5 protein-coding genes are annotated in these 7,125 nt (G+C 58.9%); 2 read left to right on the top strand and 3 right to left on the bottom strand.

What is annotated here, in order from left to right:
- Positions 1-477, bottom strand: a 477-nt coding sequence (locus ACJWXQ_RS01045) for an outer membrane beta-barrel protein (RefSeq protein ID WP_406671957.1), incomplete at its 3' end; no start/stop codon positions are given.
- A gap of 219 nt (positions 478-696) precedes the next feature.
- On the opposite strand from ACJWXQ_RS01045, the gene ACJWXQ_RS01040 reads away from it, so the two are divergent.
- Positions 697-2,400 (top strand): NAD-dependent malic enzyme, encoded by a 1,704-nt coding sequence (locus ACJWXQ_RS01040; protein WP_346050727.1) that lies wholly within the window; start codon positions 697-699, stop codon positions 2,398-2,400.
- 616 nt (positions 2,401-3,016) lie between these two features.
- Positions 3,017-3,466 (top strand): D-aminoacyl-tRNA deacylase, encoded by a 450-nt coding sequence (dtd, locus tag ACJWXQ_RS01035; RefSeq protein ID WP_406671956.1) that lies wholly within the window; start codon positions 3,017-3,019, stop codon positions 3,464-3,466.
- 25 nt (positions 3,467-3,491) lie between these two features.
- Here the strand turns inward: dtd and ACJWXQ_RS01030 are convergent, their stop codons facing one another.
- Positions 3,492-3,968 carry a hypothetical protein gene (locus ACJWXQ_RS01030; protein ID WP_374729193.1) on the bottom strand — a complete coding sequence of 159 codons (477 nt, stop codon included), beginning with the start codon at positions 3,966-3,968 and terminating at the stop codon, positions 3,492-3,494.
- Positions 3,969-4,122: 154 nt separating this feature from the next.
- Positions 4,123-7,029: a delta-60 repeat domain-containing protein gene (locus ACJWXQ_RS01025; RefSeq protein ID WP_406671955.1), complete on the bottom strand. Its 2,907-nt coding sequence runs from the start codon at positions 7,027-7,029 to the stop codon at positions 4,123-4,125.
- Between the last annotated feature and the right edge of the window lie 96 nt (positions 7,030-7,125).

Here is a 7,125-nt window from a genome sequence, read left to right as displayed (position 1 = left end):
TTGGAGGGAATCAATGTTGTCACGGATGACATATTCGCCACGCAGCTGGATTTCCGGATTGAGATTCCAGCCGCCGCCGAAGCCGATCATCAGACCGTCATCATCACCCAGGTCAAGCCCGGCGCGACCGAGCAGGGAAAAGTCGGGATTCACCGCATAATCGAATACAGCAGTACCCCAGATGCCGTCGGCTGACATGGTGAAGGTATTACCGAAAAAGTCCGTGCCGCCTTCAAAATCGCCTGAGGTCCAGTACCCACCCTCGATAAGCAGATCAAGACCTTCAACATCGAAAACATCGCCGAGATTGTAACCGGCAAAAATCTGAAAACCGGTTGCATCATCCAGACCACTGACGCTGTTTTGGTTAATACCGCCACCGACGTACATACGGTCAGCATCAAAGCCCTCTGCTGCCACGGAAGCAGAGAAGGTCAGAGCGAGCAAACTACCAACTACGAGAAATTGCTTTTTCATGATTGGGAACTCCTGAGAAAGCATTGTTGATTAAAATGGTTATAAAAATCTGCCTGGTGCGTCACAGGACAGGACACATCACTTGTCAAAACCGCCCGTCCGCAATGAGAATGGTCACTTACGCGGCGAAAATTAGCAAATCTGGCCGGCCGCGACTGCCCCCTGAATGGGGCCCCCCACCACCCCTTGCTCGGATTTCAGTATCGACGGGAGAACTTGATGCAGACATTCCGCCTCCACCGCCGATCCAATGGCCGCGATCAGCTGGAAGTCCCCCTCCGTGGCCGTGCGCTGCTGGCTCACCCCATGTACAACAAGGGGACCGCCTTCAGCGCGGAGGAGCGGCGGACTTTCGGCCTTGAAGGGATGCTGCCCGACCGAACATCGAGCCAGGAGGTCCAGAAGAAGCGGACCTACCAGGCCATCGTGCGCAAGGATGATGCCATTGAACGCTATATCGGCCTGGCAGCGCTCCAGGACCGCAACGAAGCGCTGTTCTACCAACTGCTGGAGGAACACCTGGACGAGTTCCTGCCCATCGTCTACACCCCCACGGTGGGCCAGGCCTGCAAGAAATACAGCCATATCTTTCGGCGCGGACGGGGCTTGTGGATTACCCCCCGGGACAAGGGGCGGGTGAACGAGATACTGGGAAATGCGCCCTATGAAGATGTTCGCCTCATCGTGGTCACGGACAACGAGCGCATTCTCGGTCTGGGCGACCTGGGCGCCGGCGGCATCGGCATCCCCATCGGCAAACTGGCCCTCTACACCGTGGCGGCGGGCATTCATCCCAGCCAGTGCCTGCCCATCAGCCTGGATGTGGGCACGGACAACGAAGAGCTGCTCAATGACGAGCTGTATGTTGGCATCCGCGAGCGCCGCCTGCGCGGCGAGGCCTACGACGCGCTGGTGGAAGAATTCGTTGGGGCAGTGAAGAAACGTTTTCCCAAAGCGCTCCTGCAATGGGAAGACTTCAAGAAGGCCAATGCCTTCCGACTGCTGGACCGCTACGCCGATCGGCTGCTTTCCTTCAATGATGATATCCAGGGTACCGCCGCAGTGACCCTCGCCGGGGTCATGGCGGGCTGCCGAATCGTGGGCCAGCGACCTGCCGAGCAGCGGGTACTGATCCTGGGAGCCGGCGCCGCGGGCATCGGCATTGCCCGCCAGCTACGGGAATGGCTGCGGCGGGATGGTGTGGCGGGTGAGGACCTGACCCGCGCCATCGCGGTCCTGGACAGCCGCGGGCTGCTGATTGACGACGGCAACCTCAGTGATGAATACAAGCAGGAATTTGCCTGGCAGCCCGAGGACGGCCAGGCAGTAGGCATAGACCCAAACGGGGCGCGCGACCTGGAGACGGTGATTCGGGCGGTCAAGCCCACCGTCCTGCTGGGCACTTCGGGTCAGCCGGGGATATTCACCGAGCGCGTGATCCAGGCCATGCAGGCCGGCACGGAGCGGCCGATCATCCTGCCCATTTCCAATCCCACCGCCAATACCGAGGCCCGCCCCGAGGACCTGATCCGCTGGACGAAAGGCCGCGCCCTGGTGGCCACCGGCAGCCCCTTCGATCCCGTGGAGCACGCCGGCAAGATCCACGAAATTGCCCAGGGCAACAATGTCTATATCTTTCCCGGGGTTGGCCTGGGTGCCCTGGCCGTGCAGGCCGACCGCATCACCGATCGCCTGTTCACGGTCGCCGCCGACGCCCTGGCCGAATGCATCTCCGAAGACGACCTGGCCGCCGGCCGCCTCTACCCGCCCATGAAAGGCCTGCGCGAAATCACCCGCCACATCGCCCTCACCGTGGCCCAGGCCTGCGTTGAGGACGGCCTGGCAGAACCGGCAGAAGAATTGGAAGCTGCCGTCGACAGCCTGATGTGGAAACCCGAATACCCGGAGTATGTTCCTGCGTAGCGGCGAGCTTATGGACCCTGCCATACCGCTGTAGGAGCGGATTCATCCGCGAAAGGCTTCAGACCGAACGCCCGATCGCGGATGAATCCGCTCCCACGGCCTAGAGCGAGGCACATAGCAACGCTACGTCACCCCGAAGGAAGAGACCGTGGGGTCGCTGGCCCGGGGGGAATGCGAGTGGCTGAGGGGCTGTGCGGTTCTCTCGCGCCGCGCTGGAGCGAGGTGCGTAGTGGCGCTACGTGCCGAGCGAAGCGCAAGCGAGAGGGCCGCACAGCCCCTCAGACGCCGCAGCCACCCCGGGTCAGCGACCCCCACCAAAAAAAACCCCGGCACATCCCGTGTGCCGAGGTTCACCTGTCAGCGAAGGTGATTGAGTGCACGCCCGCCACCATCCCGGTGTGCATCCCTTCGTGGCCGGTTCCGGTGACGATCCTGTCACCCCTCCCTGTGGGTGCCGTCCTGGCACTGTCCTTTCCAGCCTGCGGACGGTTACAGTATGGCCCCTGTTCCGGGCCCCGACAGTCGGGGAAGCGCGCATTCGGCTGTAGGACAATGCCTACAACCCCGTGGACAGACAATAAGTTGACAATTTTTCCCAGTCAGCAAGGGAGGCGAGGTGATTGCACTGCTACAAAGGGTTCGCGAGGCCAGTGTTCGCATCAAGCAAGAGACGGTGGGCCGGATCGATACCGGCCTGATGGTGCTGTGGGCGGTTGAACGGGGCGACAGCGAAAGGGCTGCGGAGCGCCTGGTGCGGCGAGTACTGGCTTACCGTGTCTTCCCGGACGAGGGCGGCCGCATGAATCAGAGTCTGGTGGATATCGATGGCGGCTTACTGTTGGTGCCCCAATTCACCCTCGCGGCCGATACCCACAAGGGTACCCGCCCAAGCTTCACCCCGGCGGCCCCGCCGGAGGAAGGCCAGCGCCTCTTCGAGCATGCCCTGGCTTTCGCCCGGCAGGAACACGCCCGCGTCGAGGCCGGCCGTTTCGGCGCGGACATGCAGGTGGCCCTCGTCAACGATGGGCCGGTGACCTTCTGGCTGTCGGTGCCGCCGCAGGTCTAGGTGACCCGCGGCGGCAATCCAGGCCCTAGAAGTGGTAACTGGCACCGAATCGGATAAAGGTCTGATCGACAAAGTCAGCCTCGTAGACTTCCACATCAAGGCCGAGACTGAATTCGGGCGTTATGTCATAGGCCGCACCGACCCCGATTATCGCCGTCTCGTCATCCAGATGGTCGAATATAGCGAACTCCAGGCTACCCCGAAGATGCAGTTCGGGCAGCACGGAATACTGGACCTTGGCGTGTAATGAGTAAATGTCTTCGTCAAAATCGCCCTCAAAGTCCCAGTAGCGATAGGAGTAGCCCAGGTCGATTTCCAGCTCATCCATGTCAAGCACCCAGCCGGCGCTGAAACGCAGGACATCCAGGTACTCGACAGAACTGAATTCACCGCCCAGGCGAAGTTGTGGCAGGAAATCCAGTGATTCTATGGACCCGGAAACACCAAAACCGTCATCGAAATCATCAAAATCGGCATAGTGGAGTCCAATTTGCGCTTCCATGGCATTGGCACTTCCCGCCATGGCTAGACAGGTCAGCCCGGCAAGTGAGAACCGCTTAATCGCTGTCAATTTCATATGTTCCTCCAGAATCTGTCACGCTATCAATCTAGGGCCAGCCACCTCCGCCGTTGATTCGGCGGAGGTGGCACCAGTGTCATTCAATGCTGGAACGGATCAGATCACCATCAGCATCTGCTGCCTGTCTTGATGGCTCAACCATCTTTGTTTCCGAAATGCTCTCTGCCGCCTCGGGTGCGGACCAGATCGGCTCGAAGGTATCGGCATCCAGAAGCGCAATATAGCGCTGCCGGTAATCACCCACCTGGACAAACTCACCCGCCACTGCAATGAGGGTGTCCGTCTGCGCAATGGCATGGACACGACCATCGAATCCCGGCGTATTGTCCTTCAGGGTGAAGTCGTCACCGTCGAAGTCAAAGGCAGCGAATCCATGGCGGTTGCTGACGTTGATCTCGTTGAAGTCCCCACCGATGAGCAGTCGCTCGCTGTCAAGCCGATAGTCGATCGCCCACACAGTGCCGTCGGGCTGAGGGGCATCATCTTCCGGGTTGTAGGAGTCAGGATTCCAGACGAAGTACTCATGCGGATCACCCTGAGCTTGGGTGAACTGACCACCAACGAAGGATAGATTCTCATCGTCCTGATCAATCCACACAGCGCGGACGTTGCCATTGAACTCCGTAAGGGAAAAGGTATTGGAAAAATCCGTACCACCAAAACCGTGGTAGTGGTCCACATCATCCCCAGCAGACTGCGTGAAACGACCGCCGACAACGACAGCATCTGAAATGCCCGTGTAATGGCCCAGACTGTAAGCGACATCATTCAGTTCAGGGTCGCCAGTATCCGCATCCCATATCCCGAGATCCGGATCCACGAGCGCCATGCGCTGACGGTCCGCTGTGCCCACACCCGGAAAATCAAGGGTGGTGAAGGCACCTGCCAGGTAGACACCGTTCCCCGAGAACAGAAGATCATGAACGGTATCATCCGTACCGGGATCCCAACCCTCAAGCTCCCCGGTCTGACTATCGAAAGCAGCGGCGTTGCCGCGCTCCTCACCGTCGGCGCCCGCGGTCGAAAAGCTGCCACCGACATATAGATGACCATTGGAATTATCAACATCGAGGGCATAGACCGGGCCGTCGACCTGGGCCTGCCAGTCAACTTCGAGATCGCCCGACTCAATCTCGAAGGCGGCGAGATGATCGACCCTATGGCCACCAGCAGCCTGAACATAGCCTCCAAGTGCGGCATAACCATCAAAGAAATCAATACTCCAACCATAGGCGAAGCTACCCTGATGCTCCACCACCGGCACCCAGCTTTCATCCAAAGCGGCGGTATCCGGGTCCAGGCGAGCAAAGGCATGGACTGTGCTATCGGCTACCTGCCGGAATTCGCCAGCAATATAGAGCTGACCTTCGTGGACCGTGATTCGATACACCTCCTCATCAGTCTGAGCATCCCAGTCCGGATCGACACTACCATCCTCCCGGTCGAGCGCAGCAAATCCCATTCTGCTTACACCGGCCACTTCGTTAAAAAGGCCACCCACGAAGAGGTAATCGTTCCAGGCATGAACCCCAATGGCGCTTCCGGAAACCTCCGGATTCTCGAAATCAGAATCCAGGCTACCGTCTGACAGATTGAAGATGGCAACGCCCTCATAGGGCTCACCATTAGCCTCGCTAAATTGGCCGGCGACAATTAAGCGCTCTGAATCGACGAACAGGTCGAACGCACCATCGTTCAGACTGGCTTCAAAGTCCTCAATGACATCGCCGGTCTGGGAATCCAGCGCCGCGATGCCTTGCTGATCGTTGGGCCCGTAATCTGAAAACCTGCCAGCGAGATAAAGTCGATCATCTTCAATCAGGATGCGGAATGCCCGGTCATTCGGAGATTCAGGGCTAAAATCCGTATCGACAGTACCATCCAGATTCAATGCCACGAGATTGGCATGGGTATCATCGCCATCGACCTCACCGAAATCCCCCGTGACATAGAGACGATCTTCGTACATCACCATGTCCAGAGCGAAACTACCGGAGAATTCCGCACCCCAGTCTTCATCAAGACTGCCATCAGGATTCAGGCGAGCAACCAGGGGCTTGTCCACGCCCTGAACGGTTTCAAAGTGGCCGGCAACGAACCACCCCCCCTCAGGGTCCTCAATGACCCTGGAGGCTTTGCTGAGGACGCTAGCATCGAGCTGCACGATCGGGCCAGTTGTCGGAGCACCATCGAGGTCCGGTCGCACAAAGCTCAGCCCAATTGATTGGTCACCGTACATGCCAAATTCGCCACCGACGATCACATGTTCACTGAGAATCACGGTGTCATGAACGGGCCCGGAAAGCTGGAAGCTGGCCGGCGTAGCGACGACTGGAGCAGAAGTTTCGCCCGCAACTCGCTTTACGAAGGTGTAGGCGGCATTCAGCTCAAGGTCGTCTTCCGACACCGATAGACTGTGCTCACCGCCTTCGACATCGACCACCGTGCCGCCATTTTCACAGGCCTGGACATTGGACCAGTCGCATTCATAATCGGTGCTATAAAGAATATCCACAGGCCCGGCCAGGTCCCAATCCAGATGAACCGCGCCTTCGGCGTTGGAAGCGTTGAGGGCCAGTGAGTCGCAGTTGACCTGGAGATCCGTGACATCACTACCTGCCACGACGCCACTGCCATTGGACACCTCACAGAACTGGCCGGACGGTTGCCCATCCACCACAACTTCATAATCACTGCCGTCTTCAATCTCTTCCTCGAAATTGAAGGCGCCATTCTCGCTCAGGGTCAAGGTGTGCTCGTCGTTGAGCAGCAAATCGACGCTGTCATCGCTCAGGCCCTGGAGCTCGCCGCCAACGGTGAAAAAGTCGGGCTCCTCACCAACTGCATCGCCTGGATCACCCTCGCCATCGGCGAGACAGGCACTCAGACCAAAACCTGCGAGCAGCGCCAGTGCCGCTGCCGACCGCTTATGGAAGGAGCACGCCTTTTTAGGCGCGGCCCCATCTTTCACTTCAAATTCCATCTTTGCCTCCCGGCCCTTCGCGGGGCGATCATTCAAACCAAAATCACACGGTTTGCAGCTTAGTTGGGAATTTTGGCGCATTCACCCCCCCGGGCA

The organism is Natronospira sp. (assembly GCF_007134575.1).
Classification (GTDB): Bacteria; Pseudomonadota; Gammaproteobacteria; order Natronospirales; family Natronospiraceae; genus Natronospira; species Natronospira elongata.
Note: the sequence above shows the minus strand (reverse complement) of the source record. Positions and strands in the feature narration are given on the sequence as shown.

Bases quoted from the DNA above. Each gene is read 5' to 3' on its own strand.
- ACJWXQ_RS01040 (WP_346050727.1), top strand. From the start codon at position 697: ATGCAGACATTCCGCCTCCACCGCCGATCCAATGGCCGCGATCAGCTG.
- ACJWXQ_RS01030 (WP_374729193.1), bottom strand. From the start codon at position 3,968: ATGGAAGCGCAAATTGGACTCCACTATGCCGATTTTGATGATTTCGAT.
- ACJWXQ_RS01025 (WP_406671955.1), bottom strand. From the start codon at position 7,029: ATGGAATTTGAAGTGAAAGATGGGGCCGCGCCTAAAAAGGCGTGCTCC.